General features: G+C 56.4%; 27 protein-coding genes. 20 read left to right on the plus strand and 7 right to left on the minus strand.

The genetic code is table 11. The annotated features are described in order from the left end of the window. Window positions 1-3 precede the first annotated feature (3 nt). The 19 genes from RMO15_RS32795 to RMO15_RS32885 all read left to right on the plus strand — a co-directional run bounded on the left by RMO15_RS32795 (window position 4) and on the right by RMO15_RS32885 (window position 16,043). Window positions 4-780 (plus strand): lytic transglycosylase domain-containing protein, encoded by a 777-nt coding sequence (locus tag RMO15_RS32795; protein ID WP_309723444.1) that lies wholly within the window; start codon window positions 4-6, stop codon window positions 778-780. 318 nt (window positions 781-1,098) lie between these two features. Then, entirely contained in the window at window positions 1,099-1,953 is an 855-nt protein-coding gene (locus RMO15_RS32800; RefSeq protein WP_309723447.1) for a flagellar hook-length control protein FliK, read from the plus strand. 9 nt (window positions 1,954-1,962) lie between these two features. Next, on the plus strand, window positions 1,963-2,367 hold the full coding sequence (locus RMO15_RS32805) for a flagellar hook capping FlgD N-terminal domain-containing protein (RefSeq protein ID WP_309723449.1): 405 nt from the start codon (window positions 1,963-1,965) through the stop codon (window positions 2,365-2,367). Between the two features lie 77 nt (window positions 2,368-2,444). After that, window positions 2,445-3,665: a flagellar hook protein FlgE gene (locus RMO15_RS32810; RefSeq protein ID WP_309723452.1), complete on the plus strand. Its 1,221-nt coding sequence runs from the start codon at window positions 2,445-2,447 to the stop codon at window positions 3,663-3,665. A 107-nt stretch (window positions 3,666-3,772) separates the two neighbouring features. Then, window positions 3,773-4,327: a flagellar basal body-associated FliL family protein gene (gene fliL / locus RMO15_RS32815; RefSeq protein ID WP_309723456.1), complete on the plus strand. Its 555-nt coding sequence runs from the start codon at window positions 3,773-3,775 to the stop codon at window positions 4,325-4,327. Window positions 4,328-4,354: 27 nt separating this feature from the next. Continuing rightward, a complete protein-coding gene (locus RMO15_RS32820) occupies window positions 4,355-5,260 on the plus strand; it encodes a FliM/FliN family flagellar motor switch protein (RefSeq protein ID WP_309723459.1) in 906 nt (301 codons plus the stop codon). Further along, on the plus strand, window positions 5,257-5,637 hold the full coding sequence (gene fliN, locus RMO15_RS32825; protein WP_309723461.1) for a flagellar motor switch protein FliN: 381 nt from the start codon (window positions 5,257-5,259) through the stop codon (window positions 5,635-5,637). The genes RMO15_RS32820 and fliN overlap by 4 nt, the downstream gene beginning before the upstream one ends. Before the next feature lie 33 nt (window positions 5,638-5,670). Beyond that, window positions 5,671-6,663 carry a flagellar biosynthetic protein FliO gene (locus tag RMO15_RS32830; protein ID WP_309723464.1) on the plus strand — a complete coding sequence of 331 codons (993 nt, stop codon included), beginning with the start codon at window positions 5,671-5,673 and terminating at the stop codon, window positions 6,661-6,663. Further along, on the plus strand, window positions 6,651-7,442 hold the full coding sequence (gene fliP, locus RMO15_RS32835; protein ID WP_309723467.1) for a flagellar type III secretion system pore protein FliP: 792 nt from the start codon (window positions 6,651-6,653) through the stop codon (window positions 7,440-7,442). The genes RMO15_RS32830 and fliP overlap by 13 nt, the downstream gene beginning before the upstream one ends. An 18-nt stretch (window positions 7,443-7,460) precedes the next feature. Beyond that, window positions 7,461-7,733 carry a flagellar biosynthetic protein FliQ gene (locus RMO15_RS32840; protein ID WP_309723470.1) on the plus strand — a complete coding sequence of 91 codons (273 nt, stop codon included), beginning with the start codon at window positions 7,461-7,463 and terminating at the stop codon, window positions 7,731-7,733. Between the two features lie 6 nt (window positions 7,734-7,739). Beyond that, window positions 7,740-8,522 carry a flagellar biosynthetic protein FliR gene (locus RMO15_RS32845; protein WP_309723473.1) on the plus strand — a complete coding sequence of 261 codons (783 nt, stop codon included), beginning with the start codon at window positions 7,740-7,742 and terminating at the stop codon, window positions 8,520-8,522. 12 nt (window positions 8,523-8,534) lie between these two features. Next, complete coding sequence (gene flhB / locus RMO15_RS32850; protein WP_309723476.1) at window positions 8,535-9,641, plus strand: flagellar biosynthesis protein FlhB; 1,107 nt, start codon at window positions 8,535-8,537, stop codon at window positions 9,639-9,641. A 9-nt stretch (window positions 9,642-9,650) separates the two neighbouring features. Then, on the plus strand, window positions 9,651-11,738 hold the full coding sequence (flhA, locus tag RMO15_RS32855) for a flagellar biosynthesis protein FlhA (RefSeq protein WP_369016190.1): 2,088 nt from the start codon (window positions 9,651-9,653) through the stop codon (window positions 11,736-11,738). Beyond that, window positions 11,719-12,858, plus strand: a complete 1,140-nt coding sequence (gene flhF, locus RMO15_RS32860; RefSeq protein ID WP_309723482.1) for a flagellar biosynthesis protein FlhF — start codon at window positions 11,719-11,721, stop codon at window positions 12,856-12,858. The genes flhA and flhF overlap by 20 nt, the downstream gene beginning before the upstream one ends. A gap of 4 nt (window positions 12,859-12,862) precedes the next feature. Next, entirely contained in the window at window positions 12,863-13,798 is a 936-nt protein-coding gene (locus tag RMO15_RS32865; RefSeq protein ID WP_309723486.1) for a P-loop NTPase, read from the plus strand. After that, the gene (locus RMO15_RS32870; protein WP_309723489.1) at window positions 13,799-14,476 is read left to right on the plus strand and encodes a PilZ domain-containing protein; all 678 of its coding nucleotides are present in this window, start codon (window positions 13,799-13,801) and stop codon (window positions 14,474-14,476) included. Beyond that, window positions 14,473-14,802 carry a hypothetical protein gene (locus tag RMO15_RS32875; RefSeq protein ID WP_309723492.1) on the plus strand — a complete coding sequence of 110 codons (330 nt, stop codon included), beginning with the start codon at window positions 14,473-14,475 and terminating at the stop codon, window positions 14,800-14,802. Before RMO15_RS32870 ends, RMO15_RS32875 begins: the two co-directional genes overlap by 4 nt. Window positions 14,803-14,843: 41 nt before the next feature. After that, window positions 14,844-15,677: a FliA/WhiG family RNA polymerase sigma factor gene (locus RMO15_RS32880; RefSeq protein ID WP_309723495.1), complete on the plus strand. Its 834-nt coding sequence runs from the start codon at window positions 14,844-14,846 to the stop codon at window positions 15,675-15,677. A 9-nt stretch (window positions 15,678-15,686) separates the two neighbouring features. Beyond that, a complete protein-coding gene (locus RMO15_RS32885) occupies window positions 15,687-16,043 on the plus strand; it encodes a hypothetical protein (protein WP_309723499.1) in 357 nt (118 codons plus the stop codon). 92 nt (window positions 16,044-16,135) lie between these two features. Here the strand turns inward: RMO15_RS32885 and RMO15_RS32890 are convergent, their stop codons facing one another. The 7 genes from RMO15_RS32890 to RMO15_RS32920 all read right to left on the minus strand — a co-directional run bounded on the left by RMO15_RS32890 (window position 16,136) and on the right by RMO15_RS32920 (window position 22,873). Further along, window positions 16,136-16,963 (minus strand): flagellin, encoded by an 828-nt coding sequence (locus RMO15_RS32890; RefSeq protein WP_309723502.1) that lies wholly within the window; start codon window positions 16,961-16,963, stop codon window positions 16,136-16,138. Between the two features lie 238 nt (window positions 16,964-17,201). Then, window positions 17,202-17,534: a hypothetical protein gene (locus tag RMO15_RS32895; RefSeq protein WP_309723505.1), complete on the minus strand. Its 333-nt coding sequence runs from the start codon at window positions 17,532-17,534 to the stop codon at window positions 17,202-17,204. Then, window positions 17,534-17,947, minus strand: a complete 414-nt coding sequence (gene fliS, locus RMO15_RS32900) for a flagellar export chaperone FliS (protein WP_309723508.1) — start codon at window positions 17,945-17,947, stop codon at window positions 17,534-17,536. The genes RMO15_RS32895 and fliS overlap by 1 nt, the downstream gene beginning before the upstream one ends. A gap of 32 nt (window positions 17,948-17,979) precedes the next feature. After that, window positions 17,980-19,944, minus strand: coding sequence for a flagellar filament capping protein FliD (fliD, locus tag RMO15_RS32905; RefSeq protein WP_309723510.1), 1,965 nt, complete (start codon window positions 19,942-19,944; stop codon window positions 17,980-17,982). Window positions 19,945-20,158: 214 nt separating this feature from the next. Next, on the minus strand, window positions 20,159-20,992 hold the full coding sequence (locus tag RMO15_RS32910) for a flagellin (RefSeq protein WP_309723513.1): 834 nt from the start codon (window positions 20,990-20,992) through the stop codon (window positions 20,159-20,161). A gap of 202 nt (window positions 20,993-21,194) precedes the next feature. Next, window positions 21,195-21,596, minus strand: a complete 402-nt coding sequence (locus tag RMO15_RS32915; RefSeq protein WP_309723516.1) for an ATP-binding protein — start codon at window positions 21,594-21,596, stop codon at window positions 21,195-21,197. Beyond that, window positions 21,593-22,873 (minus strand): dicarboxylate/amino acid:cation symporter, encoded by a 1,281-nt coding sequence (locus RMO15_RS32920; RefSeq protein ID WP_309723519.1) that lies wholly within the window; start codon window positions 22,871-22,873, stop codon window positions 21,593-21,595. Before RMO15_RS32920 ends, RMO15_RS32915 begins: the two co-directional genes overlap by 4 nt. An 89-nt stretch (window positions 22,874-22,962) precedes the next feature. Here RMO15_RS32920 and RMO15_RS32925 point away from each other — a divergent pair, with 89 nt between their 5' ends. Next, window positions 22,963-23,649: a heme exporter protein CcmB gene (locus RMO15_RS32925; protein WP_309723522.1), complete on the plus strand. Its 687-nt coding sequence runs from the start codon at window positions 22,963-22,965 to the stop codon at window positions 23,647-23,649. The last annotated feature ends 131 nt before the right edge of the window (window positions 23,650-23,780 follow it).

The following is a 23,780-nucleotide window of genomic DNA, read 5'->3' on the forward strand; positions in this document are numbered from 1 at the left end:
GTCATGATCGAAGCCATTACACGCATTGAAAACCGTATCCAACAAATTCGCGCTCTGATTGAGCCGGAGATACCTTCGTCCGAAAAAATAACGCGGTGGAACGCAAATTCGGGCTTGTCTTCTCCCTACAATATGTCGAAAGAAGAGTTTGGGACACAGCTACAAAATCAGCTGATCCAGAACAATGATGGCATCCAGCCTCTGCGGAAGTCGTTGCCGCCGGATGTCTCGGCCAAGATGGAGATCTCCCCACAGGTGCTCTCCACGAGTAGCGACGCAGAGCCCACCAAGCTCGCCCCAGTGACCATGCCCTTGGCCACCCGAGTCCGGCAGGATGTCTCGGCCACCGCGATTCCGCTGGATCCCGATGAGGCAGCGCGGCGCGAGCGCTATCTTCCGATCATTCGGGAGGCGGCGGCGCAGACGGGTCTTCCCGAGGTGCTGATCGGAGCCGTGATCCAGGCGGAGTCGTCGTACAAGCCGGGGACGGTCTCTTCCGCAGGGGCAAAGGGGCTGATGCAGCTCATGCCGGAAAACGAAGAGCAGTTTGGGGTGCGCAATGTCTTCGATCCTCGGGAGAACATTTTAGCGGGATCGAAGCACCTGCGTGAGTACGTGGATCGCTTTGGGACACTGGAGAAGGCGCTGGCCGCCTTCAATGCCGGTCCCAGCCGGGTCGTTCGGTACGGGGGAATCCCACCGTTCCGAGAGACACAGAACTATGTTCGCCGAATCACGGGAATGCTCCGCCAAGCGGGTGCGATCCAGGATGCGGGCTAGAAAATTCTTTAGGGAGTAGGTTTACGTATCATGGGTTTAGAGTCGCTGACAATTAGTACGGGAACGCCAGAGAGCCTTGTGGCCACCCCCACCGATTCCTCGGTGCGCCCCATAGCCACGGCTCAAGAGTCCCCACAGGTAAGCGACTTCCAGATTGCCTTACAACTTCAGCAGAATGCCTTACATCAAACAGCCACTGAGACTAGTCAGAATGCTACAGAGGGGGATTTGATAGCCTCTGACGCTAAAAAAGTAGAGCAGAATCAGACAAGTGACGAAGAAAATGCTCTTCTAAACCCTAACCTACTCCTAAATTTTATGATTCCTGCGCCTGCTCCCCTCCTAGTAACCGTTGCGCCAACCGTCAAAGACGAGACGGCTGTCAATGTTGAAGGGGCGACTTCAGCTCCCACAGAGGCCACGCTGGCTCCCACGCCACAGACTCCCTCGGACTCTCTTCCGGTTCTCTCGGGCTTAGAGATGGCTTCGACCCAGGAGCTTCCTCAGGAGATCCAGGCGGCTGTTGATGCCCTTTCCGAAGCCGTTGCTCCCGGAACCACGAAGCACTCGGAAGGAAACGAGACGCTCTCTCCGACGACCGAGATGATGGAATCCCCGAAAGCAGCCCAGACAGTAGCACCCGTGCCTGGCACAGAGAGCCCAAGCCCAAGTGTTGGAAGCGCTCTCTCTACGACTACCACTGCCCCTCAAGAGGCAGTCGCCACACCAGCGTCAACACCACCAACCCGGACAGCCGTTCGGCTTCCCGAGCTCTCTCAGCAGCTAGTGCCGATTCTTCGTCGTGTCAATACCGAAGGTCGCCAGGAGCTTCGGGTGCGCCTCGACCCTCCCCATCTAGGAGAGCTCAATGTGATCGTCGAAGACGGGCTGGACGGGATCTCGGTTCGCATTGTCGCCGAGAGCCGCGAGACTCTCCTGCTTCTTCAAGATCAGCGTACTCAGCTTCACGACGAGCTGAGCCGCCAGAATCTCTCGGTGGCCTCGTTTTCCGCTTCCCTTGCCGGAGATACCAGCGGGCAGCGGTCACCGTCACGTTTTTTCGCCGCTCCTACCCACCGTTCTTTGCTAAGTGCGGCAGTCCCTGAGGCAGAGTCTCTCTCTGTCGTTGCCCGTATCCCGCTGACCATCGGCGGACTTGATGTCCACGCCTAGAAAAAAATTATGTCTATCAACGCCATTAACAACCAGACAACCAGCACCGCCTCGCTCACCAAAGCCACCGAAAACACGCTGGGAAAACAGGACTTCCTCACCCTCCTGACCACCCAGCTACGCAACCAGGATCCTTTAAGCCCTATGAGTAATGAAGAATTTATCGCACAGATGGCCCAGATATCCACTCTGGAGTCTTCTTTGGACATGGGAAAACAACTCACCACTCTTATCAACGCCCAGCAGCGCACACAAGCTCTCCAGATGGTCGGCCATGATGTTGACTATATGCCAGAAGGCGGAGATGTGGCCAAGTCAGGACGCGTCTCGGCAGTTATCCTCAAAAATGACTTACCGGTTCTCATGATCAATGGCGAGCAAATCCCCTACACCAATGTTCAGTCCATTCACTAAAAATTAGGTCTTTCAAACTCTGAAAAACCTGTCGAATAAAAAAGTGTAGCAAAGAGAAAAGGAAATCACTAAAAACCATGACTACAGCATTACAAGCAGGCGTGAGCGGAATGCTCGCCCACCAGACACGAATGGATGCCGTTGGTAACAATATCGCCAATGCGAATACCATCGGCTTTAAGAGCTCAACCGCAGAGTTCTCTGATCTGCTCAATCAGACGATCCGCCCCGCCACTCCCACCACAGCAACGCATGGCGGAACCAACCCCTCGACCATGGGATCGGGTGTCACGGTTTCGTCACTGAACACCAACTATGCCCAGGGGACGCTTCAAGACACGGGGCGTAATCTGGATGTCGCCGTGGAAGGTAATGGATTTCTAACCGTCAGCGATGGCTCCAATATCTTCATGACCCGCAATGGTAGCCTGGGAATTGACAGCGATGGCTCCTTGATCCAGCTCGCCACCAAGCTCCGGGTACTGGCCACGGCTCCTGGCAGTAGCACGGTCACCCCTGCCTCCACTGTAAAAGTACCCGTCGGAGCGGCAAGCCTGGCCCGTGCCACGTCCAATGTGACTCTGGGTGGCAACCTGGACTCGCGAATCCCTGCAGGACAGAGCCAGCCGATCACCGCGACGGTCTACGACTCGCTGGGTGCGGCGCACTCGCTGAGCCTTAGCCTCACCAAGTCCGCAACGAACAACACTTGGACCGTAAGTGGCAGCAGCCCGGATGGTGCGGTCAGTGTCAATGGCTCCGCCAACCTGACATTTGATGCCACGGGTGCCCCTCAGCTCAGCAAGCTCCCCCTCACTCTCTCTCTGACAGGAGCGGGTGGAGCGACCAGTAGCCTGAACTTCGATCTGAATGTCAGCGGCATGACCCAGGTCGCCAAAGACTCGAGTGCCTCTCTTGCTTCCCAAGACGGGCTTGCTCCTGGAACCCTGACATCGGTGACGATCCGTGAGAACGGGGAGATCGCCGGAGTATTTAGCAATGGCTTAACTAAGTCTCTGGGCCAGCTCGCCACCGCCACATTTGCCAATACCGATGGCCTTGAAAGTGTCGGCAATACTCTCTTTCGTGCCTCAGTCAACTCGGGCGAACCCGCTTTTAACACTCCCGGCAGTGGCAGCCATGGCACCCTACGCAGCGGTTTTCTGGAAGGCTCCAACGTGGATCTGACCCGTGAGTTCACCGACATGATTGTCACCCAGCGTGGCTACCAGGCCAACTCCCGCGTGATTACGACATCAGACCAAATGCTCCAAGAGCTGATGCAGATCATCCGCTAACCTCTCACTCTCTCAAATCACCTATCCCTCCTGAAGCAACCGGATTACAGCTTGTTAGTCCGGTTGCTTATTTTTCTTATCCACCTGGCGCTTCAAAATTAGCCAAGGTGTCTATTAGCTTTGTTTCCCTCAATGGCGATAATCCTCACAGGAGCGTGAAAGCGCCCACTAAAGGATCAGGAAACAAAAAAATGGCACTTGCTGGTAAGACTCTTATCATACTCGTAGCAACCTCGGTGCTAGGCTCGGTTGGAGCCGCCGTTGGTACAGGTTTGCTTCTACGCAGTAAACAGGCTCCGGCGGCACCCACCGCTGACAAACACGCGGAGAAAAAAGAGCCCGAGGCTCGCACCCCTCTCACTATCTACCCTCTCGGAGAGATGGTCATCAACCTAGCAGACGTCTCCGTAGAAAATCTGCGCTATGTCAAGGTCATGGTTGCGGTTGGCTACGAAGAGAAAATCACTCCAGAAGAGATGAAGACCTACGAGCCCATTCTTAAAGATGCGGTCATCCGCCTTATTTCTAAGAAGCGTTTTACAGATCTTCACAAACCAAACGGACTAGATGATCTAAAAGAAGAGCTTCTGAAGAATATGGACAAATTAATTCCTAAAATTCATCTTTGCAATGTCTATCTTGAAAGTTTTGCAATGCAGTAGGCTTCCTTGCCTTTCAGAAAGAAGATCATGACGCAGGAACTCCTTAATTCAGAAGAGCGATCCGCTCTCAAGAGCCTCTATACCACACCTGATGTGGTGGTCGCCGTCTTTCCCAGCGTCAGCCAGTTGGATAAAGAGCAACAAAGTGCTTTTTTCAACGTGCTTACCCGTTGGGGCATACATTTCCAGCGTGAAATGACAACGATCCTACGACTGCCCTGTATCTTTCTTCCGCCCCAGCAGATGATCGTAAGCCAGAACCAGCGCTGGCGAGGGGATGAGGAGATTTTCCATGCCGTCTATGGCCCTGAAAAAGGTCAGAGTCTCTCTCTAGCACTGCCTCGTCCCCTTGCGGCTGCTCTCTGTGAGCGCCTCTTTGGCGCTCCGATGAGCCTTCAGGCAGACAGGACACTGATGCCCTCAGAGCGCTCTCTGCTCCGGGAGCTAGTGGCGGAGTGGCTGATACAGATCAGTACTGCCTTCCAGCTCAGCACACTACGGCTTAATGATGGCAGTGGAACCGATCACGATGGCGACGAAGAACCAGGCTCACTCTGGATGCGGGTAGAGTGCCCTCTCCGGTGCGGAACCGTTGAGACCGCACTCTATATCTCCCTCTCCGTCAATAGTGTGCGTGACCTGCTGGGAATCACTTACCAGCAAACTGAAAACGAGATTGCCCAAGAGGAAGTCAATAGTCGGCTTGGAGACGTTCCCCTAGAGCTACATGCCGTGCTAGGTGAGGCGGAGTTCTCCCTTGATGCTCTGGCTAGCTTACAGCTCGGGGACGTCATCACTCTAGATCGCCACTCCGAAGACTTGGTTGATCTGACCCTAGATAACAATGTGCTCCTCCGAGCACGAGCCGCACTTGCGGGACAGAACGTGGTTCTGGAGATTGTCTCCGGGCCAAAGGAAAAAGGAAACGGATGAGTACCACAGCCACTCAAGAATCTCGGGCGACGCTTGAAGCCGCCGAGTCTATCGCCGCTATCGCTGCTGCTGCGGAGCCCGCCGCAGAGTCAGAAGTCACCCACCGCATGGGGGCAACTCCCTTTGGACACACTCCAGAGTACTTACTCGATGTTCGCTTAACCGTCAGTGCAGAGATCGGGCGTGTCCAAATGCCCGTTCGCCAGGTGATGCTCCTGGCTCCTGGGGCTCTGGTTGAGCTGCAACGCAGTGCCAGCGAGCCCGTTGATATCCTTGCCAATGGACACTGTATTGCCCGTGGTGAGATCGTCGTTATTGGTGAGCACTTCGGTGTGCGCATCACAGAGCTGGGCACTCCACTGCCCACCCAAAGATAGTCCGTTCACCCGTTTAAGGAAAGGTTACCTCTCATGAAATCTCTCTCTCTAGCCACTCTCTCTCTCACTTTCTTGCTCGCCGCCTCCGCCGCCCACGCTCAGAACGCGACCACCACCTCTGCACCGACGGCCCCTAAGCCTCCCGTTGCGGCGGCGACCACTCCCACCGTAACTCCTGCCACGCCAGCTCCTTCAAAGCCCGTTGCGGCAGCCACTCCCGCCCCCGTCGCCGCCACGCCTGCTGCTGTCGCGACTCCCGCTCCGAGTCCCGCTCCGGTTGCAAGCCCTGTCGCGGCGGCAAGTCCTGCTCCGGTTGCCAAGAAGCCTACGGACCCTGAAGCACAGCCGCTGGCCGGCTATGTGGCTCCCGTCAGCACAGCCAATACGGATCCTAAAGCCATGGTTCAGGACGTGGGAATGAAGCTCGGTGGTGTCATTGGCCTGATGGTCTTCTCCGCCCTGGGCTGGCGCAAGCTCCGCCGCCGTGGCATTGGCCTTCCCAAAGTCGGCAGCACAGACCGCGACCGCAACGATGCCCGCCTGCAAGTGATGGAGAAGCTCCACTTGAGCCCCCAGCAGGTTCTCTATGTTGTGCGCTACGCCGAGCGTGTGCTTCTGGTGGGCTCATCCCCGCAGAACCTGCATTTAGTCACCGACCTGACCAAGGGAAGCATTGCAAGCACCATGACCAGTGCCCTCCCTGCTCCACTCACCGAGGCAATTCGTGAGCTGGAGACCCGAGGGGAGCGCGTGAACGTGAAATCGTCGCCTGAGCCTGCGATCCGTACCCCACGCCCTGTCGCAACCGAAGACCGCTTCGCCGGTATCTTAGATCGCCTGCGTGCTCAAGAGGAGCCAGCAGTTGCCAGCGAGTATCGTATTCAGCAGGCCCGCCCCAGCCGCACGATCGCCGAGCTGGACGAAGATGAGGAAGAGCGCGTGCTTGCTGGAGCCAGCCGTGGCAGCTCCCTCTTCCGCGCCGCAGGTGAGACCAGTGCAACAGGAGACGGACGATGGTCTCGCTAACCCGGCGGACACTTGTAGGGAGAGCGCTCTTGGGCGCTCTTCTTCTGCTCTGCTCTCTGGGAGTGGCCTTTGCCCAGACCAAAGCAGCGAGCACGGGCGCTCCGATGACCGGCATCCCGGTCGAGGTGAAGCTACCCGCTGCCAACCAGCCGCAGGAGATGGGGCAGTCGCTCCAGATGCTGGGAATGCTCACGGTCTTAGCCGTCGCACCAGGCATCATGATGATGATGACCTCGTTCACGCGAATCGTGATCGTGCTTGGGCTTACCCGCTCCGCCATTGGAACCCAGCAGCTCCCGCCGAACCAAGTTCTGATGGGCTTGGCGCTCTGCCTGACGTTCTTTACCATGCAGCCGACGCTTGCGGACATGAATACCAATGCCCTCCAGCCCTACCTGGCCAAGCAGATCTCCGCCGACCAAGCGGTTGAGAAAGCCGTCCCCCCGATCCGTAGCTTCATGCTCCGCCAGACCCGTGAGTCCGATCTCTCTCTCTTTGTGGAGATGAGCCGCATCCCCCGTCCTAGCACGGTGCGCGATGTCCCCACCTATGTTATTATTCCCGCCTTTGTGATCAGCGAGCTTAAGACAGCCTTTATGATGGGCTTTATCATCATGCTCCCGTTTTTGGTCATTGACTTAATTGTCAGCATGATCCTGATGAGCATGGGAATGATGATGGTTCCCCCGATGCAGATCGCACTGCCCTTTAAGATCTTGCTCTTTGTGCTCATAGACGGCTGGCACTTGCTGGCCCGTGGACTGGCACTGAGCTTTTAAGCAGAAAGACAAACGATTATGAGCCAAGAACAAGCCTATACCTACATCCAACAGTGTCTGGCAATCGCCATGGAGGTGATCACTCCCCTGATCGCAGCCACCCTAGCGGTTGGCTCCACCATCAGTATCTTCCAGGCAGCCACCCAGATCCAAGAGCAGTCCATGTCTTTTGTCCCTAAAGTCGGCGCGCTCTTAGGAGCTCTTGCGCTAAGTGGCGGCTGGATGATGATTAAGCTGGTGGACTACAGTCGCAATATCTTTCTTGACCTTCCCACGATTCTGCACAAGTAAACCACTATGGATCTTTCTTTCTGGCTGGAGATATCACAAGGGCGTTTTATTACGGCGCTCCTGATCTTTGCACGTCTAGGTGGAGTGCTTTTCTCTGCCCCTCTGCTCTCCAGCCACAGCATCCCCACCCCAGTTCGTGTGGGGCTTGCGGCACTCTTCAGCCTAATCCTGACCCCCCTAATGCCCGCGCTTCAGCCAGGTAATATCTTGATCTTCGGGGCGGGCCTTGTGAAAGAGTTTATGATTGGCCTCGCGCTGGGCTGGATCGCCTCGCTGATGTTTTCCTGTGTACAGATGGCAGGCGAGTGGCTCGATGTTCAGGCAGGCTTTCAGATGGCTCAGCTCTTCAACCCTGTGTTTCAGGCGGGAGGTGGCCCTCTGGGAAACCTGAAGTACATTCTCGCAGGGATGCTTTTCTTAGCCGTAAATGGCCACGCAATTGTCCTTCAAGCGGCGGCGGAGAGCTTCCGTATCAGCCCACCGGGTGCCCTGGTTCTTGGAGTGGGAAGCGTGGACGACTGGTTTAGTTTCCTGGTCAAGGCAATCTGGCTCTCGATCCAGATCGCCGCTCCGGTTGGGGTGACTCTCTTTATGAGTGAGATGGCACTAAGCATTGTCAACCGAACACTGCCACAGTTCAATGTGCTCATGCTGAGCATGCCACTGAAAGCCATGCTCGCTCTTTTGACACTCTCCACGGCGCTTCCCTCGCTGGGCAATGCGCTCGCGCTGGTGTTCGTGGACTTTGGCAACGTGCTGGTGAGCGCCCTACGGATTCTGAAGGGCTAGAGATCAAACACCATGTCCGAAGATAAAACAGAGCCAGCAACAGCCAAACGTCGCAAAAAAGCTCGTGAAGAAGGCCAGGTTGCCCGTAGCTCCGATCTGGTGAGTAGCGTGGTACTACTCAGCCTGGTTAGTGGAGCACCCGCACTGCTTCCCAAGATTGGGGAGACTGTTACCACGTTCTTTTTGAAGAGCTTTTCCCTGCTGAGGATCGAGACCGGCCCCGAGAAGCTCACGGAGCTGGCAGGCGATCTATTCCGCAATGTCGGGCAGCTCACGATGGCTCCGATGCTCACCGCGATGGGTCTGGCGGTCGGGATCAATATTCTCCAGGTCGGGCTGACCTTTACCCCCGCCCTCCTCAACGTCAAGGCAAGCCGTGTGGACCTGCTACAAGGCACGAAGCGTCTCTTCTCTCCCAATGCCTTTATGGAGATTGGTAAAGGGCTTGTCAAAGTCGGGCTGGTAGGCCAGGCAGGCTGGAGCTACATCAATCAGAATGCGGAGAGCTTACTACGGCTAGTACAAAACGATCCCCGCGAGATCGGCCCCACGGTGGGAAAGATGACCCATGAGCTGGGCATGAAGATGGTGCAGACCCTCCTCGTGATCGCGGTCTTGGACTACGCCTGGCAGCGCTACCAACACGAAAAGTCGATGAAGATGACCAAGCAAGAGGTCAAGGATGAGATGAAGGATGCGGAGGGTAGCCCGGAAACACGCCAGCGCATTCGCCAGCGCCAGCGTGAGTTCTCCCGCCGCCGCATGATGTCCGAAGTGCCCAAAGCCACTGTGGTCATCACCAACCCGACCCACTTTGCCGTCGCCCTGCTCTACAAGCCCGGCCAGCCTGGTGCTCCCCGCGTGATCGCCAAGGGCCAGGATAAGATCGCCCTGCGCATCCGTGAGATCGCCAAAGAAAACCATGTTCCCGTCCTAGAGAACCCGCCGCTTGCTCGTGCCCTCTTCGCCCAGGCCGAGATTGGCGATGAGATCCCTGCCGACCTCTACCGTGGTGTTGCCGAAGTGCTCGCCATGCTCTGGCGTCTTAGTCAGACACAGCGAGGACCGCGCCCTACCCCAACTACCACCACTCCCTCCGCAGAAAGAGAACAACTCTAAGTGGCCACGATTCTATCTAAACCGTCTATTCTCTCGAAAGAAGGGCTCACCCGCCTAGGTAGCAGCATCTTCTCCGAGGGAGCCGCCGCCATTGCCGCTGTCAGCATTATCCTGATGCTGGTTGTCCCGCTCCCTACTTGGGGACTGGACATCCTGCTGGCGCTGAATATCACTCTGGCGTTGGGCGTGCTGATGATGACTTTCTACATCAAGAAGTCACTGGAGTTCTCAAGTTTCCCCTCGCTCCTGCTGCTCGTAACGCTCTTTCGGCTGGCGCTTAATGTCTCCGCGACCCGTCTGATTCTAGGAACAGGTCATGCGGGTTCGGTGATTGCGGCCTTTGGAACATTTGTGATCGGTGGCAACTTTGTCGTGGGAATCGTGGTCTTTATCGTTCTGGTGGTAATCCAGTTCGTGGTGATCACCAACGGTTCAGGCCGCGTCGCAGAAGTCGCCGCCCGTTTTACCCTAGACGCCATGCCGGGTAAGCAGATGGCCATTGACGCGGAGCTCAACTCGGGGGCCATTGATGAGGTCACGGCCCGCCAGCGCCGACAGGATGTCTCCCGTGAGGCGGACTTCTACGGAGCCATGGACGGTGCCAGTAAGTTCGTCCGTGGTGATGCCATTGCCTCGGTGGTGATGATTGTCATCAATATCTTAGGTGGCTTAGGCATCGGAATCCTCCAGCGCGGGATGGATATCACGGCTGCCATCCAGAGCTACACGATTTTAACGGTGGGTGAGGGAATTGTCACCCAGATCCCTGCGCTCTTGATCTCCGCCGCCTCGGGCCTTCTCGTGACTCGGACCGCGAGCGAGTCGAACCTGAGCAAGGAGCTAAGCCAGCAGGTCATGGCCCACCCCCATGCACTCTATATCTCCTCAGGTGCCCTGTTCTTTCTGGGAATGGCTCCGGGGCTTCCTAAAATCCCCTTCGCCCTGCTCGCCTGTACCGTTGCGTTCTACGGCTACCGCCTCCAGGTCAAGCGCGATGCACCGCCTCCAGCACCGCCCGCCGCTCCCAAGGCTCCCGAGAACCTCAACGAGCTGCTGACGGTGGATCCACTGGAGATCGAGCTGGGCTACGCACTCCTCTGTCTCGCCGACCCCAAACAAGGCGGCGATTTACTAGACCGTGTGACCTCGGCGCGACGCCAGATTGCTACCGAGCTCGGAGTGATTGTCCCCCCCATCCGCGTACGCGACAATCTTCGGTTACGTGTCGGCAATCAGTACGTCTTCCGCATGCGCGGTCAGGAGATCGGTGGCAGCGAGCTGATGCCCGGCCAGTTCCTCGCCCTCGAAGGTGGCGGCGAGGTGCAGCCCCTGCCAGGGACACCCACACAAGACCCTGCGTTCGGGGTTCCGGCTGTCTGGATCGCGGCCAATCAAAGAATGATGGCGGAGGTCTCTGGTTATACAGTCGTTGACCCGATAAATATACTGGTAACGCACTTGATGGAGCAGCTTCGGCGGCATGCCTCCGAAATCCTGAGCCGTCAAGATGTGCAATCCCTGGTGGACAACGTCCGCCGCAGCTCACCGGCTGTGGTAGACGAGCTAGTGCCAGGCTTGATGAGCCTGGGTCAGGTGCAGAAGGTCTTGCAGATTCTGCTGCGAGATCGGGTCTCGATAAGAGACCTCACCTCGATCTTAGAGGCACTTTCGGACGCGGCAACGAGCACGCGCGATCCGGAAGTCCTGGCAGAGCATGTCCGCTTCCGACTGTCGCGTCAACTGACACATCAGTATGTGGAGGCCGATGGTCGCCTGTACTGCATGACCCTGCATCCCTCTGTGGAGCAGACTTTGATGGATAACCTCCGACGCAACGACGTCGGCACGCAGATCACACTGGATCCAACTACTCAGCAACGTCTGGGTTCCGCGATCCGCCGGCAGGCGGAGCGCATGGCGGCGGCAGGTCACCTGCCCTTGCTCATGTGCGCCCCTCGGCTCAGAAGTGCGATACGCCCGTTAATCGAGCGAAGCGTGCCCACGCTCATCGTACTCTCCTATGCTGAGATCACCGCCGGTATTGCGGTCGAATCTTTGGGAATGGTGATGTTAAGCGATGAAAATCCAACGGTTTGAGGGAGACAGCACCCGTGAGGCGCTTGCGAAAGTTCAGCAAGCTCTCGGGGAAGATGCTGTCATTTTACAGACACGAAATATCCGGACTCCGGGTGTCCTGCGCCGCCAGCGCGTCGAAGTTCTGGCAGCAGTAGATGGCGCTCAGGGAGGCACTGCCCCCGCGCCTCAGAACGCTCCTTTGATCCGTGAGGAGCGGAGCAGCGGCTCAGCGACCTCCGCCTTAACGGAGCATTTTGAGCCCCCCGTAACACCAGCAGCAGCTTCGAACCCACAAGTCCGACCTGCTGGTCAGCCCCCGCTGAAGCGTGCCGCGTTGGCCTCGGATACCACAAAGGCAATGGAAGGCTGGCAAGAGGAGTTCTCTCAGCTACGCCATGAGCTTGCCCAGCTACGCTGCCAGCTCTCCCGCTCGCCTCTGAGCCCGATGCCCAAGTTTGATCTTGAGGCGATGGGTGCCGACGACCCGGAGACATTTCTGGCAGAGCTACACCGTGATCTTCGTACCAGCTCGATCCAGCTCAAGCAAGGCCGTCCCACGGTAATTGGTCTGATCGGTCCCACCGGTGTGGGTAAGACCACGACTCTGGCCAAGCTCGCTGCCGCCGCCTCACGTCAAGAACATAAGCGTATTGCCTTTATCACGATTGATACCTACCGAATCGGTGCTCTGGAGCAGCTGGAGGCTTATGCCCGCTTGCTAGAGGTGCCCCTTACCCGTGTCTACGCTCCTGAAGACATCAAAGGAGCCTTAGAGCGCTACGCCAGCTACGATTTGATCTTTGTCGACTCTATCGGGCGCTCCGCCTTCAACACCAAGCAGATCTCCGAGCAGATAGAGCTCTTAGAGACGCTGGGCACCGATGAGGTGCATCTCTGTCTGGATAGCGGTGCGAGCCCGGCTACCCTGCGCCGCTCGCTGGAAGGTTTTTCGTTGCTACATCCCACCCATATTCTCTTAACCAAGCTTGATGAGACCGCCTCACTGCGGGTTACTTTAGAAATCGTCATGGAGTCTGGTATTCCCCTCTCCTATGTCACCACTGGGCAACGTGTCCCCGAAGACCTAGCTCTTGCAAGCCCAGACGACCTGGCCGAGCGCATTTTACTGGGTGAGGAGTAGCAAGATGACACTGTTTGGCTTAGAAGATCAAGCCGCCGGACTACGGCGGGGCCCTTCCAGCAAAGAAGAGAGTATCTTTCGACTCTTCCAAGGCGCAGACGACAATATCGTTGCGCCCCCTCGGATCAAGCCTTCAAAAAAAGAGACTCCTCTGCCTCCTCTTGTGGCGATTGCCAGTGGAAAAGGCGGCGTGGGTAAGACATTCTTCTCCGTGAATCTTGCGCTTGACTGGCACAGCCAAGGCAAGAAATGCGCGGTGATGGATTTAGACTGGGGCCTGGGAAATCTCGATATCGCATTGGGAATTGCGCCCCAGAAGCACCTGGGTCATGTGCTCTTTGGTGAGTGCTCCGTCGCGGAGGCACTTCTTGACTACGAGGGACTCTTGCTCTTGCCTAATGCCTGTGGGGAGTCGTTTCATGAGTACTCTCTCACCGAGCAGCTCGACTATGTCATGCGGGGAATTGTTGCCGCGGAGCCTTCTTGCAACCTCATTGTCGCCGACACGCACCCCGGCCTAGGGCCTGCCACGATTGATGTGATCCGACGTGCCACCGCAACCGTCGTCATCTCAACTCCGGAGCCCACGGCGATCACCGATACCTACGCCCTCTTCAAGGTTCTCTACCAAGAGCCATTGCACGGAAGTGTCGGGCTGGTGATCAACCAAGCCCCCTCCGCAGAGCGTGCACAAGAAGCAGCCGAGCGGCTCAATGCCGTCGCGATGCGCTTTCTCGGGCAAGAGATTCCGTACTGGGGCTATGTTCCTCAGGACTCGGCGGTCTCGCAGTCCGTGTGCAATCAGCGTCCCCTGCTCAAGAGCGCTCCCTGGGGCCGCACCAGCGTGGCTCTGCGCAATATTGGGGAGACCGTCTCCACGGTGGTCGCAGCCTACCAGCGCCAAGAAGCACTTCAAAACGCTCTGAAGGGGTCTTTGTAGATGCCACACTCGTCTTCCGAAGAGAGCCTGTCTCTTGAGCTGCCGGTTCTGGGGCCAGGAACACGGGTGGATGTCTTGGTCGAGGGTAATACACTCTCCTGCCGTGCCGCACGCATGCAAGGCCAGGCTCTGTATCTAACGGTCGGGGGAAACAGTGCCCGGCATGCAGCTCTCTGCGCTCCAGGAACACCGCTTCAGCTCACGATGTATCGGGCGGGCTCTTGCTGGGAGTTTGAGGCGACTATCCGTGAGTGGGTCTGGACACAGCCCGCCATGCTGGTCGTGGGGGGGCTCAAGTCTTGGACTCAAAAACAGCGCCGTCAGGAACAACGCGAGCCGCGCTCCTTGGAGGCTCTTTTGCAGCTTCCCCATGGCGAGCGTATCTGTGGACGAACTCTGGACATCAGCGCGGGTGGCGTCTCACTCTTACTGCCTGCTACCGAATCCCTCAAGATCGAGCAGCCCGGTCAGCTCACGCTACGTCTCGCTGACGATGAGTGGTGCCGCCATATCCCTGTGTGCATCACGCGCCTGGAGAACTGGCTTCATCCACGGGGTCGCTCCCAAAAAGTGGGAGCCGCCCTCGCCGAGAGTGCGACACTGCTTGAGACAGAGCGCTGGAGCCAGTGTCGGGAGCGCCTTAATGCCCTTGTGACGGAGGAGGAGACCAGCACATGAATGAAAACGCCAAAGAACCCGAGCCGCTTGCTGAAGAATCCGAAAAGCAGCGTACCGAAACAGCAGAGCCGCTGAAGGCACTTCGCTCTCCCCAAGATATCTGGAGCCCCGCTCTCGTGGGGGCGCGTCGTGGCCTGCTTTTTCTGGCCTGGCTCATTGCTCTACTGGTTGGCTGGCAAGCCATCCCCATTGCTGATCTCTTAGAAGCCACGGTTCGAGGTGCTCTCGCCTGGCTGGGGACGTGGATCATTGGCAACCTGGGAATTGGCCTGATGGAGCGCATTCTCGTCCCTACGGAGTCTAACGACACCACACTCACAAACTAGCCCAAGAACGATCACCTAGAGATTCAATACACACCATGATCATGATCTTGAAACGACCTGCCCTCAAGCAGCCCTCTGTTACCGAAGAAGCGAAAAGCCTCGAAGAGCGTCAGAAAAAGAAGCTCTGGGCGGAGTATGTTAAGGCACGCGCTCCGAAGCTTCGTGAAGAGATTATCCGCACCTATGCTCCTCTGGCGCGGCGTACTGTCGATCGTCTGCAGATTGCGGCCTGGGGCTGTGTCAACAAAGAGGACCTACTCAGCTATGCTGTGCTCGGGCTCATTGATGCCATTGACCGCTACGATCCGACGCTTCAGACCTCGTTTGAGGCCTTTGCGTCCCCGCGAATCCGCGGGGCGGTTCTGGATGCGCTCCGTCGCCTCGACTGGGTTCCACGCTCGCTCCGTGCCAGTGAGTCACAGCTGCGCCAGGTCTTTGGCCGGATGGAGTCCCAGCTAGGCCGTCCTCCCACCAATGCCGAAGTCGCCGATTTCATGGGAGTCTCTGAGGAAGATCTTGATGGGATGCTCTCCGATGTGGCGCGAACCTCCCTGGTCTCTTTGGATGATCTCGTGGCGGGAATGGACAGCTCTCCGCTGGCTGATATCGCGCTGGGTAGTGAAGACGACGACCCCTACCGGGATACCGAGCGCATGGAGGCCAAGGACCGTCTCGCGGGTGCCATCGCCGCGCTCCCCGATCGCGAGAAGCAGATCGTCTCTCTGTATTACTTTCAAGAGATGACCTTCAAAGAGATCGGTCTGATCTTAGGGGTCACAGAGCAGCGCATCTCGCAGATCCACGCACGCGCGATGCTACGAATGAGCCACAAGCTCCTGCGCCACCAGGATCTGCTCCTCACACTGACGAAATAAGGAAGCCCTATGCTCGATTCTTGGCTTCTGCTCGTCATTGCGGGGCTTGTTGTCACGTGTGTCTCGCTGTATGTCCACACACAACGAATGGAGAGCGAGTCTCTGCTTCAGCGCGCACGCTCCGATGAAGAGCTGCGCGTGGTGGAGCTTGCTCTGGAAAACACACGTGCTCAGATTTATTCTCAGCCTGTCTTCCCCAGTTCCCTTCCTTTAGCTCCTACTATCTCTCGCGCAAGCAAGGAACAAAAAGAGCAATTCGAGGAGATCCTACGGCTTCGCCGCACCGGTAAAACCGTCGCTCAGATCGCTCGTGAGCTTCGTCTTTCTGTGGGTGCAATTGAGACAATAGTCGCATTAGAAGATTAAAAAACCGGCACGGTGGCTTTTCGTAGATCTCTCGACGATCCACCAACCGTGCCTTCTTAAGGAGAAGCTGAAATCAGATCAGGATACCGAGACTAGCCCTTCAAGAGGGAGAGTACGGACTGTGACGACTGGTTGGCCTGGGCCAGCATAGACGTCCCTGCCTGCATCATGATGTTGTTGCGGGTGAACTCAACCATCTCCTTGGACATATCCGCATCACGGATCGCAGACTCAGAAGACCGGATGTTCTCCTCGGAAACAGACAGCGAGTTGACGGTCGTCTCAAGCGTGTACTTCTGGGTAGCACCCAGCTTAGCACGCTCCGTCGAGACAGTCTTGATGGCAATATCAATGAGATCAATTGCCGCTGTACCACCACCCACAGCCGTCACGTCCAGAGTGCCCGAGTCAACGCCAAGACCAACCGCACTCAGATCTGCAATAGTCACCGTGAAGGTGTCCGTGGACTCCTCACCAATCTGAAGCACCTGGGCGGCATAGGAACCGTCCAGAAGCAGCTTGCCGTTGAAGCGAGTGCTGATGGAGATCCGGTCAATCGAGTCACCTGCAGCGGCGATGGCAGCCTGATCGGCAGCCAGATCGTCGGCGCTATTAACACCTTCGTTGGCAGCGTGAACAGAGAGCGTACGCATCTGGCGAAGGAGGCTATGCACCTCGTTCAGAGCGCCTTCCGCTGTCTTGATCAGGTTCACACCGTCGTTGCTGTTCTTGATGGCTTGGCTCATGCCATCGGCCTTGGAGCGCATCTGCTCCGAGATCACTAGCCCCGAAGGTGAGTCAGCGGCACTATTGACTTGAAGTCCGCTCGATAAACGCTGAATGGACTGGTTCAGTCCCTTGCTCGTCATACCCAAGTTGCGCTGTGCATTGACTGCAGCCGCGTTAAAGTTTACAACCATACCCATAATATTTATCCTCCGTGAATTGCCGGTAGTTAAGCTACCGGTTGGCATCTTGCCATAACACTACGCATCTACTAGTTTTCTACAACATCCCGTGGTGTTACAATTATATTTGCCAGGTACAACTCGAAAATTAAGGTTTTTTCTCTTAAAAATACAAGTTTAAATTTCGAACCAAGCATGGAAAAAGCCCGATCCTGATGGATCGGGCTTTGATAAAACGAGCTTTCTAGGACTAGCCAAGCTGGTCTAAAAAGGTCGCGTGGGCACTTGTTCTGTAGACAAATGAGACGCGCTGTTGCTCTTGATGGTTAGCCAGCTCACGTCCTAAGCTCGCATGCATGACCTCCACGGTCTGAAGAAACTCAGAATCGCTCTCTTGTAAAGCCTGGACGAGCTCATCAGAGAGAGTGTCCCCTTTTTGGAGCATTTGCCCTAACGATTGCAGTAGTGCTTGACGCTCTGCCAGTAGTGTCGCGAGAAGATCCATTTGCCCCTGCTCCAGTGCCTGTTTCAGGCGCTCGGTCAGAGACAGAAGACTCTCCGCTAGCCTTCGTGGAGACTCCACTACATGCTTGCTCCTACCAGTGTCGCTGTGTCAGCACGCTCAATGGCAAGTTTTCGCTCCGCCTCCACCCAGCCCTCACGCAGGTTGGAGAGGACACGGGAGACTTCCTCCACTCCTGAAATATCATCGTAAGCATGGGCCTTCAGCAAGCCTGTTAAGCACCCCCGATAGATTCTTTCGAGATCATGTGCAATCGGCCCGGCACTCATATTGAGTGTTCCCGACAGATGGCAGATAATATCTTGTGCCTTACCCATACTGGCGGCCTGAAGTTTCATGTCCCCTTGCCGCATTGCTCCCATCGCTCGCTCCAGCGCAAAAATTGCCCCATCATAAAGCATGATCACAAGCCTCTCAGGGCTCGTCTGAACTTGCATCTCCTGATATTGGGATCTTGCATAACTCGCTACCATTTGTGTGTCTTCCTTTTCACTCCATAAATCTGTTATTTTTTTGAATTATTCTCAAATTGCGACTTAAGTTGTGCCGATTGGGCATTTAACTGTCCCAATATCGCCTCCATTTTATTGAACTTAGTACGAAGTAGACTAGAATTAGAGGCCACACGTTCATTAAGTTTATCAATTACTTTTTGGAGGTCATCTACTCTTGTTTGTAGTGCATCTTGCTCCGTAGCGAGCGGACCACTCACGATATCGGTTAGGCGAGCAAGAGTCGTTTGTGTCATGCTTGCCATGCCACTGTAGATCTTCACATTCCCAAGTGCACCCGCTGCCGCAGCGGTAATCCGTAATCGTAGTCCATCAGTGTGCGCATTATTTTTGTTGCCTGTCAGAACCTGTCCAGAGCCTGTTGCCGCTTCCCCATTGATGGTTCCTGCCACACTTTGCCCCACATTTCCCGTTCCTCCCCCCGACTCCCCGTCAGGGCTCGTCTCGGTCGCGGTGGTATTGCCAAAGCCGGAGGAAAGAGGACTAGTATCGCTATTAGAGCTACTAGAAACCACGCTAATTTTGGCAGACTCTCCGTATGCCACCGTGGCCAAGGTGATAAACTCTCCGCTCCCTGTTCCATCCAGCGCCGTTGATCGCGCCGTCACGCCGGTCTGGCTACTACGAGAGTTGATGGCATCCACAACGGAGCTACGTGACATTCCCGAGGTCAGAGCAATACTGATCCCATTGATCGTCAGAGTTTCATCGGAGGCCAGGACATCGTTCTGAGCGCTCCCTGCGGTTACCCGTGCCTGGAGTGCAGGCTGAGTAATATTGACCGCATAGGTCGCCCCGACGGTGTCTGTATAGGTGGTTGCTCCTAAAAACTGCACGCCCGCATTCGCACTGCTGCCCGTCAGCGCGAAAAGACGGGTCACTCCCTCGGGACTCTCTGCAAGTTTGGCTTGAAAGGTTGCAGAGTCAAGAGTCATCTTGCCATCTCCCCCGAGGCTAATTCCAACATCGGCGAGGCTATTGAAACCATTGGAGACACCTGTTACGGCACTGGCGATGACGTTTTGTACTTCAGACTGAATCCCACGTAGAGTAAAATCCCCAAGAAGGATGCCTCCCGAGCTTGTGTCCGCATTGAACTTGGACTGCTGGATAATAAAATCCTGGAGGTTGTTATACTGATCCACAAAGGCTTTAGCCCCTGCCTCAATGGCACTCGTGTCTTGAGTGACGCTGATATTGAGACGGCTGCCCTCCGTGACAGAGGCAATATTGACCGTCACCCCCGGAATCACGTCCAGGAGGTTGTTTGAGGCGCGCCGCGCGGTAATGGCTCCCACACCGCTTCCTAGAGTCACTGTCGCATCTTGAGCAGCCTGAAGTGTGACGAGAGTCGGCTCCGTGCCCCCACTGAGGCTGGAGGAGACCGTCATCGCATTAGCTTCACCTGTCTCTTTACTCGAAAACATGAGGCGATACGACGATGTTCCGTCTTGGATGATCGAAGCCCGAACATTGGTTCCTGCAGCATTGATGGCGTCGCGCAAGCCGCCTAGGGTGTTGTTACTGGAGTCTAGGGTAACACTCGTTGTCTGGCTACCCGCCGTAATGGAAAAGGTGCCTGTCCCCAAGCGGGTTGCCGTCAGATCTCCGTAGCTCTGGCTGGCAAGCTGATGAGACTGCGCCAGAGTATTTACCTTGAAGGCGTACTGGCCTGGTACAGCGCTGCTCTTAGCGGTCACCAGCGCATTGGTATTATCAACCGTAGCCGTACGAGAGCTAAAATAAGAAGAGGCAGTCAGCTTTGTCGCCGCATCCTTAAAAGAGGCAAGACGGGTATTTACGTCTTGAAAAGCCCTCTGTCGTGCGATCAGTGCGGACTGCTGATCCGCGTACTTCTGAGTCTGCCTCGCTTCAAGGGCAGCGAGTTTTTGAATGATAGAATCAACGTCAATTCCTGAAACTAACCCGCTGACATTAGTTGCTCCTAGTGTTGTCATGATATTCCTCGTAATCTATTTCGGACGAAACAGGTTGATCCACAACAGCTAATTCCGCGTTATAAAGAGATCATTTCGCGAGAACTTAGCCGCCGCTGTCAAACAACTCTCAGACGACATTGTCAGAGTAAGTTTATGCCCACTACAAAGTCCAAAAAACCACGCGGGGGAGCAAGTGCTTCCCCGCGTGGTCTTAGCCGTCTTGGCCTAGTGATTAACCACGCAGCAGCGAGAGTACAGACTGTGACGACTGGTTGGCCTGAGCCAGCATAGACGTCCCTGCCTGCATCATGATGTTGTTGCGGGTGAACTCAACCATCTCCTTGGACATATCGGCATCACGGATCGCAGACTCAGAAGACCGAATGTTCTCCTCAGAAACAGACAGCGAGTTGACGGTCGTCTCAAGCGTGTACTTCTGGGTAGCACCCAGCTTAGCACGCTCCGTCGAGACAGTCTTGATGGCAGCGTCAATGGCATCAATTGCCGCTGTACCACCACCCACAGCCGTTACGTCCAGAGTGCCCGAGTCAACGCCAAGACCAACCGCAGTCAGATCTGCAATACTCACATCGAAGGTGTCTGTAGACTCCTCACCGATCTGAAGCTTCTGGGCAGTGTAGTTACCGTCCAGGAGCAGCTTGCCGTTGAAGCGAGTGCTGGCACCGATCCGGTCAATCGAGTCACCTGCAGCGGCGATGGCAGCCTGATCGGCAGCCAGATCGTCGGCGCTATTAACACCTTCGTTGGCAGCATGAACAGAGAGCGTACGCATCTGGCGAAGGAGGCTGTGCACCTCGTTCAAAGCGCCTTCTGCTGTCTTGATCAGATTGATACCATCGTTTGTGTTCTTGACGGCTTGGCTCATGCCATCGGCCTTGGAGCGCATCTGCTCCGAGATCACCAAACCGGCAGGCGAGTCGGCGGCACCATTGACTTGAAGTCCGCTTGAGAGACGCTGAATGGACTGATTTAGTCCCTTGCTGGTCTGACCGAGATTGCGCTGTGCATTTAAAGCAGCAGCATTGAAGTTAACAACCATTCCCATTTTATGGATCCTCCGTGAATTACCGGTAGCTTCTCTGTTTCAAGAACAGATTATTCTCCGGGTGGCTTCCTGCCAAGACTCTGTGATTCTTCTTATTTTGTACAGTTTCTCACAACGTCTGAGTATGTTTTCGACAGATCCGGGTATGTTCTGGAGGGTGTTTTAACAAAAAACGCTAAAACCTAGTATTACCCGCAGGTTTTCAGGAGGTTGGGAGACGCTTTTTGAGCCTTACGAGGGTATTCCCCTCACCAATCAGATACTCAACGCTGTCCGTGAGGGCTTCCATGAGTGCCCGACCACGGCCTCCTTCGGCACTTGGGTCGGGCATCGCGGCGGGATCAGCGGGCAAAGTCCCCTCGCCTGAGTTACTCACTTCGATAATGAAGAACTCGTAGTCTTGCAAACAGCGCAGGGTAAGCATTCCTCGCTGGCCCCCATGCTCCACCGCATTGTTGCACGCCTCGCCCACCGCTAACCGCAGAGCCTCGCGCTCCGCTTCAGGAAAACGCAGCTTCCGCGCCACCGAGACCACCGCTTCCCGCGCCACACTGACAAAAGCACTGTCCGTCGGTAACCGAAGGCGTAAGAGCTGCTCGCTCATTCGTCGGCGATCTTCGTCTCTTGCCCCGCATCGAGCAAAATGGCGACCAGCATATCGCTCATCACGTTCACGCCTGAGCGTGCGCGGGCGATGATCCAGTCCACGGGGATAAGCAACGGCAGGGCAACCGCAATGGTCTCGGCGGAGAGCCCGGCGGTGCTGAGCACGAGCGGCAGGACGATCAGGCCCGCCTCTGGGATTCCCGCGATCCCCGCGCCCGCCATAATCGAGGCAAGCACCACCTGAAACTGAGCGCCCAGCGAGAGATTGTTGCCCAGCGCTTGTGCCAGAAAGAGCGCCGCCATCGCCTCGTAGAGCGTGATGCCGTCGTTGTTGAGGTTGGTGCCCACACAGGCCGCGAGCCGCGCCGACGATGTCGAGACTCCCATGCGCTCTAAACACTTGAGCGTGATCGGCACCGATGCCAGGCTGGAGTTGGTGGAGAGCCCGGTGAGAATGGCGTCCGCCCCCTGTCCCAGATAGACCTTGGGCGATTTCTTGCCCCAGAACCAGGCAATCGTGGGGTAGTAGATCAGGCTGTGGATCGCCAGCCCGCTGATCGCCACCAGCAAAAAGACCCAGAGTAGCGCAAAGACCCCAAGGCCCGATGCCCCCACCACTTTGGCCACCGTCCCAAACACGGCGTAGGGAATGGTCTTAACAACCCACTCCAGCATGACAAGAAGCACCTGATAGCAGGCAGCGATAAAGCTCTCCACCGTGCGAATGCTCATCTCCCCGTGTGCCTCCTGCTCGGAGCGTACCCGCCGGATCGCCGCCCCCATCAGAAGGGCCATGAGCACCACGGAGATCAGATTGTTGTAGACAAAGGGTCGCACCAGCGACGACGGAATATAGTAGGCAACATTGGGTAGCACTTCCAGCGTGGCCCCCGGCGCTTCCGGGTCCTCCACTTTTTTTGCCTCGGGCGCTTTGGCGTGTGTCTGGGCGATCAGCGCTTCGAGCTTTCCCTGCCAGAGCTTGCCTGGCTGAAAGACATTGAGAATCGTCAGGCCAATGACCATCGCCACTGAGACATTGACCACACAGATCAGCATCAGCCGTCCGAACTTGCGTCCCTCGATCCGTGTCTTGACAAAGGCATCAAGCACCGCAAAAAAGACCAGTGGCACCGCCAGCGCCCGTAGCGCCTTGATCGAGAGAATCCCAATCGCCCCGAGAGTCTCGGTCAGGTTCCCCTTACCCGCAATCACTCCCAGCACGATGCCAAGAGCGACCCCGATCAGAACCTGGAGCGCCAGCGGTATGCGTTTCATGTCTCTCTCTTTCGAGGGAAGTAAGACGAAATCCTCTAGTGCGAGAGACTCGACAATCTTTGTGAAAAATGGTACAAACAGAATTAAGTATGCAAGGGGTCACCGCGATCTTTCTCAAGGAAGTCCAAACGGAGTGGCGCACACGGGTCGCGCTCTCGGGAGTTGGGCTTTTTGTGGTGGGTGCACTGCTGCTCCTCGGCCTGGGCCTCAAAGACGCCTCAGTCAGTAGGCTCACGGCAGGTGCGCTGGTCTGGGTGCTCGCACTCTTTACGGCAGCGACGGGGCTGGGCCGGGCCTTTGTGCAAGAGGCAGAGCGGGGCACGGCGCTGGTGCTACGGCTCCATGCAAACCCGACGGATCTCTGGCTGGGCAAGTTCGCCTTCAACGCGGCGCTTTTACTGGTGCTCAACGCTCTCACCGCCCCCGTGCTTTTTTCGCTTTTGCAGATAGATCTAGAAACAGTGAACGTCGGGGTGCTAAGCGGCGTCCTAGCAGTGGGAACGCTGGCCATCGCGGCCGTGTTTACCACGATGGCGGCACTGGTGGCACAGACCACCGCGCGCGGGGGATTGTTGGCGGCACTGGCTTTCCCGCTTCTTGTCCCTGCCTTCCAAGCAGGGCTTAACGGAACCAAAGCGGCACTGGGGATTGGGATGGAGGCCACCACGAAAACCGCGTGGCAGGTGGCGGCAGGCGATATGATGATGCTAGGGCTCTACACGGTGGCGGCGATCGTGCTCTCGCTCTGGCTGTTTGATTTTATCTGGAATGACTAAGCTATGAAAAACTGGATGAAAATGGGGATCGGGCTCTGGATGACCCTGGCGCTCGGTTTTATTTTTCTGAAGCTGCCCCCCGCACGCGGCTTTCAGAACACTGAGCTCGCCCGCATCGTCGCGCTACACCT

The organism is Armatimonas sp. (assembly GCF_031410135.1).
In the GTDB taxonomy this organism is placed as follows: domain Bacteria; phylum Armatimonadota; class Armatimonadia; order Armatimonadales; family Armatimonadaceae; genus Armatimonas.

Bases quoted from the DNA above. Each gene is read 5' to 3' on its own strand.
- RMO15_RS32795 (WP_309723444.1), top strand. From the start codon at position 4: ATGATCGAAGCCATTACACGCATTGAAAACCGTATCCAACAAATTCGC.
- RMO15_RS32800 (WP_309723447.1), top strand. From the start codon at position 1,099: ATGATTCCTGCGCCTGCTCCCCTCCTAGTAACCGTTGCGCCAACCGTC.
- RMO15_RS32805 (WP_309723449.1), top strand. From the start codon at position 1,963: ATGTCTATCAACGCCATTAACAACCAGACAACCAGCACCGCCTCGCTC.
- RMO15_RS32810 (WP_309723452.1), top strand. From the start codon at position 2,445: ATGACTACAGCATTACAAGCAGGCGTGAGCGGAATGCTCGCCCACCAG.
- RMO15_RS32820 (WP_309723459.1), top strand. From the start codon at position 4,355: ATGACGCAGGAACTCCTTAATTCAGAAGAGCGATCCGCTCTCAAGAGC.
- fliN (WP_309723461.1), top strand. From the start codon at position 5,257: ATGAGTACCACAGCCACTCAAGAATCTCGGGCGACGCTTGAAGCCGCC.
- RMO15_RS32830 (WP_309723464.1), top strand. From the start codon at position 5,671: ATGAAATCTCTCTCTCTAGCCACTCTCTCTCTCACTTTCTTGCTCGCC.
- fliP (WP_309723467.1), top strand. From the start codon at position 6,651: ATGGTCTCGCTAACCCGGCGGACACTTGTAGGGAGAGCGCTCTTGGGC.
- RMO15_RS32840 (WP_309723470.1), top strand. From the start codon at position 7,461: ATGAGCCAAGAACAAGCCTATACCTACATCCAACAGTGTCTGGCAATC.
- RMO15_RS32845 (WP_309723473.1), top strand. From the start codon at position 7,740: ATGGATCTTTCTTTCTGGCTGGAGATATCACAAGGGCGTTTTATTACG.
- flhB (WP_309723476.1), top strand. From the start codon at position 8,535: ATGTCCGAAGATAAAACAGAGCCAGCAACAGCCAAACGTCGCAAAAAA.
- flhF (WP_309723482.1), top strand. From the start codon at position 11,719: ATGAAAATCCAACGGTTTGAGGGAGACAGCACCCGTGAGGCGCTTGCG.
- RMO15_RS32865 (WP_309723486.1), top strand. From the start codon at position 12,863: ATGACACTGTTTGGCTTAGAAGATCAAGCCGCCGGACTACGGCGGGGC.
- RMO15_RS32870 (WP_309723489.1), top strand. From the start codon at position 13,799: ATGCCACACTCGTCTTCCGAAGAGAGCCTGTCTCTTGAGCTGCCGGTT.
- RMO15_RS32875 (WP_309723492.1), top strand. From the start codon at position 14,473: ATGAATGAAAACGCCAAAGAACCCGAGCCGCTTGCTGAAGAATCCGAA.
- RMO15_RS32880 (WP_309723495.1), top strand. From the start codon at position 14,844: ATGATCTTGAAACGACCTGCCCTCAAGCAGCCCTCTGTTACCGAAGAA.
- RMO15_RS32885 (WP_309723499.1), top strand. From the start codon at position 15,687: ATGCTCGATTCTTGGCTTCTGCTCGTCATTGCGGGGCTTGTTGTCACG.
- RMO15_RS32890 (WP_309723502.1), bottom strand. From the start codon at position 16,963: ATGGTTGTAAACTTTAACGCGGCTGCAGTCAATGCACAGCGCAACTTG.
- fliS (WP_309723508.1), bottom strand. From the start codon at position 17,947: ATGGTAGCGAGTTATGCAAGATCCCAATATCAGGAGATGCAAGTTCAG.
- fliD (WP_309723510.1), bottom strand. From the start codon at position 19,944: ATGACAACACTAGGAGCAACTAATGTCAGCGGGTTAGTTTCAGGAATT.
- RMO15_RS32910 (WP_309723513.1), bottom strand. From the start codon at position 20,992: ATGGGAATGGTTGTTAACTTCAATGCTGCTGCTTTAAATGCACAGCGC.
- RMO15_RS32915 (WP_309723516.1), bottom strand. From the start codon at position 21,596: ATGAGCGAGCAGCTCTTACGCCTTCGGTTACCGACGGACAGTGCTTTT.
- RMO15_RS32920 (WP_309723519.1), bottom strand. From the start codon at position 22,873: ATGAAACGCATACCGCTGGCGCTCCAGGTTCTGATCGGGGTCGCTCTT.
- RMO15_RS32925 (WP_309723522.1), top strand. From the start codon at position 22,963: ATGCAAGGGGTCACCGCGATCTTTCTCAAGGAAGTCCAAACGGAGTGG.